Source organism: Pseudomonas sp. UBA2684 (genome assembly GCA_002354655.1).
Classification (GTDB): Bacteria; Pseudomonadota; Gammaproteobacteria; order Pseudomonadales; family Pseudomonadaceae; genus Aquipseudomonas.
Genome location: DELY01000011.1, coordinates 1 through 3,636, shown reverse-complemented (window position 1 = coordinate 3,636; position 3,636 = coordinate 1). Strand labels below are relative to the sequence as shown.

The window sequence follows — 3,636 nt, the reverse complement described above, 5'->3', positions numbered from 1 at the left end:
ACACCACCGGCGCCCCGCCATTGGCATGGTGGCCGACCACCAGGCTCGGGCAATACTGCTCTTCGAGCAGCTTGCGGGTCTGCGCGTCGGCCTTCTCCACCTCGACCAACTGATCGACCACGGTTTTCAGCAGATTGACCTGCACGGCCTGGAGATAGCCGCAGACACCGGCATTTTCTGCATATTTTTCCGACAACGGCGCCAGCAAGGGTTGCAGCGCCACGGTGATGGTTTCTTCGTTCAACTGGCGCAGTTGGTTGCTCGATTCGCGTTTCCACTGCGGCAGGCTGGCCAGCTCCTCATTGAGGCGCTCTTCGAGCATGGCGATGTCGGCATGGAAGCGCTCGCGCTCGGCCTCAGGCAGTTGGGCGAACTCCGCCTCGTCCAGGGCCTTGCCGTCGAGCATCGGGGTGAAGGCGATGTTGCTGCTGTCGCGGTACAGCGCCACGTTCTTTTCCAGCGACAGGCGCTCGATGACGTCCAGCGCCTGGTCGTAGCGCTTATTGAAGGTGCGGTCGATGGCGCTTTTTTTCTGCTGATAGGACGGATGCTCGAACACCGCGGGAAAGGTCGCCAGCAGGTTGTCGATCAGGCTGTTGATGTCGGCGATAAACGCCCCGGCGGTGCCGGCCGGCAGCTCCAGCGCACGCGGCTCGCGCGGCTCGTCGAAGTGGTTGACGTAGACCTGATCGGCCGGGGTTTCCAGGCGCTTGGCTTCCGCCTGCAGGTAGCGTTTGACGAACGAGAAACGCCCGGTGCCGGGCTCGCCCATGACGAAGACGTTATAACCGGGGCGCGGCATGGCCACGCCGAACTGCAGCGCCTCGACCGCGCGCTCCTGGCCGAGTACGCCGCGGAACGGCTCCAGGTCATCGGTACTGGTGAAATTGAACTGCTCGGGGGCAAAGGGACGGGTCAGTGCATCGGGCGCCAGCCGCAAGCCGGCTGCAACGGGATCGGGCATCGGAAGTCCTTAACTCAGGCGGGAGAACCGCGGGGATTTGCGTGCATTCTGGCGCTGGCTTGTCGCCCCTGGCAAGGCGTTCGCTGCGCCTCAGGTGTGCAATGCGGCGCAGGCCAAGCAAAACTCCGTGGCCGGCAAAACCGCCAGTCGCGCCGGCTCGATCGGCTCGCCGCAGCGCAGACAATCGCCATACGTGCCCTCGGCCAGGCGCAACTTGGCCAGGCCGACCCGGCGCATGCCGGCCTTGGCCTCGGCCTGCAAGGCTTCCAGCACCTCATCGTTCTGCCGCTGCTGCGCCTGCTCGGCAAAATCCGGCGAATGGCTACGGGCCAAATCCCGTTCAATGGCATTGGCGCGGGCGCTGTACTCGGCAAGCAGCGCATCGAGCGCCGCATGGGGGTCGAAGGCAGGCATGGGCATGCTCCGTGAGGTTCACTGTATTAAGTGTGGACGCTGCCACAGCGCGTGCATGACCGCCTGCGAAAACTTGCGCAACCGCGCGCCCTGAGCATGCTTGACAGCCAGCGACGCCATCGCCAAAGCTCCGTCGTCGCCCAACCGGAAGAACTGCGCCCTTGAAACGGATTTTCGCGTGTCTTGCCCTGTGCTGTGCGGCCTCGCTGCACGCCACCCCGAACAGCCCCAATGCCCGCCTCGATGCGCTGGCCGCGCAGCCTTACTGGATTGCGCTCGGCCACTACGAGACCGGCAAGCTGGGCGGCTGGCGCAGTTATGTCGATGACGACGCCTTCTTTCTCGCCGCCCAGGGTGACAGTGACCCGACCGCCGAGCTGCGCGCGACCGTCGCGGCGCTCTATCAGCCTGCCGAACTGGGCGACAAACACCCGCAATGCGTCTACCCGGCGCGCACCCGCTGGCTGCGCGAGCAGCTGGGGTTGACCGACCTGCCGCAACCGAGCTGTAGCGAATTCAGCGCCTGGTACCAGGACGTGTCGCCACACAGCAGCGTGCTGGTATTCCCCGCCGCCTACCTGAACAGCCCGTCGTCGATGTTCGGCCACACCTTGCTGCGCATCGACCAGGCCGATGTCGACAGCCACAACACTGCCCTGCTCAGCTACGCCCTGAACTTCGGCGCCTTTATCGAGGGCGCCGACAACAGCATCCTCTACGCCTGGAAAGGCCTGATGGGCGGCTACCCCGGCCTGTTCGCGCTGGTGCCCTACCGTGAGAAGCTCGCCGAATACCGCAGCCTGGAAAACCGTGACCTGTGGGAATACCGGCTGAACCTCAGCGCCGAGGAAACCGGACGCATGGTCGAACATGTCTGGGAGCTCAAGCAGATTCAGTTCGATTACTTCTTCTTCGACGAGAACTGCTCCTACCGCCTGCTCGAACTGCTGGAAATCGCCCGTCCCGGCATCGAGCTGACGGATGGTTTTCCGATCACCGCGATCCCCACCGACACCGTGCGCGCGATCAAGGATGCCGGCCTGGTTGAACGCATCGATTACCGCCCCTCGCGCGAGCGCGAGCTGCTGGCCCGCACCGAACCGCTGAGCCGCGCGGAGCAAGACTGGCTGCTGCGCCTGAGCGCAGACCCGGCGCAACAGCACACGGCCGAATTCCAGGCCTTGCCGCCCGAGCGTCGCGCGCTGATCCAGGATGCGGCCTTTCGCCTGCTGCGTTACCGCGCCACGGGCGAAGCCCGCGATCCGGCTACCGCGCAACGCAGCTTCGCCCTGCTTCAGGCGATCAACCAGAACCCGCCACCGCTGCTCGACATCGAGCGCCCCGGCCTGCCGGAAATCGGCCACGAGTCGCGCACCTGGCAGCTCGGCGCTGGCAGCCGCGACGACCGCGCCTTCGCCGAATACGGCCTGCGCATGGCCTATCACGACCTGAGCGACAACGCCTACGGCTTCCCGCTGGGCGCGCAGATCGAGATCCTCCAGCTCAAGTTGCGTCAGTACGAAAACAACCACTGGCAGCTGCAACGCCTGGACCTGGCCAGCATCCGCTCCTTCACCCCGCGCAATCACGTGCTCAAGCCCTGGTCCTGGCAGGTCGCCGGCGGCCTGGAGCGGGTACTCGGCGAGCACGGCGACGAGGTGCTGGTCGGTCATATCAACGGCGGCGCCGGTGCCACCTGGCAACTGGCCGACGAGGTGCTGGGCTTTGCCCTCGGCACCGTGCGCGTCGAGCACAACCAGGACTTCGCCGCGTTCATCGCGCCGGCGGCCGGCTTCAACAGCGGCCTGTTGTGGCGCAACCCCGCCGGTAACCTGCTGCTGGAAGCCAAAGGCGATTACTTTCACAACGGCGAGGTACGCCGCAGCCTGAGCCTCAGCCAACAGTGGGAAATCAGCCGTAACCTCGGCCTGCGCCTCGCCGCCAAACGTGAGTTCAGCCAATTGGCCAGCCCGCAGAACGAGCTGCTGCTGGAGCTGAAGTGGTACCACTATTGAACACGAGAAAACCTGTAGGAGCGGGCCATGCCCGCGAAGATTTGCGGCGCCTGTATTTCGCGGCTAAATCCGCGCCCACAAAGGCCGCACAGCCCTGCGCGCTAACGGGCACAGCATAAAAAACGGAGCCCTGAGGCTCCGTTTTTCATGGCTCTGTACCCGTTAAATGTTGATGCAGACCGCTGTCACGTGGGAGCGGCTTTAGCCGCGAAAGATCTTCAGTTTTCAAAGATTTTCGCGGAT

The 3,636-nt window shown here is 64.6% G+C and carries 3 protein-coding genes; 1 reads left to right on the top strand and 2 read right to left on the bottom strand.

The features are described 5' to 3' along the window. Together B3M58_RS05765 and B3M58_RS05760 are read right to left on the bottom strand one after the other, a co-directional pair. On the bottom strand, positions 1–964 hold a 964-nt coding region (locus B3M58_RS05765; protein WP_296217620.1), incomplete at its 3' end, for a Lon-like protease helical domain-containing protein. Positions 965–1,054: 90 nt separating this feature from the next. Continuing rightward, positions 1,055–1,378 (bottom strand): TraR/DksA family transcriptional regulator, encoded by a 324-nt coding sequence (locus B3M58_RS05760; RefSeq protein WP_296217619.1) that lies wholly within the window; start codon positions 1,376–1,378, stop codon positions 1,055–1,057. A 161-nt stretch (positions 1,379–1,539) separates the two neighbouring features. Here B3M58_RS05760 and B3M58_RS05755 point away from each other — a divergent pair, with 161 nt between their 5' ends. After that, the gene (locus B3M58_RS05755) at positions 1,540–3,393 is read left to right on the top strand and encodes a DUF4105 domain-containing protein (protein WP_296217618.1); all 1,854 of its coding nucleotides are present in this window, start codon (positions 1,540–1,542) and stop codon (positions 3,391–3,393) included. Positions 3,394–3,636: the final 243 nt, after the last annotated feature.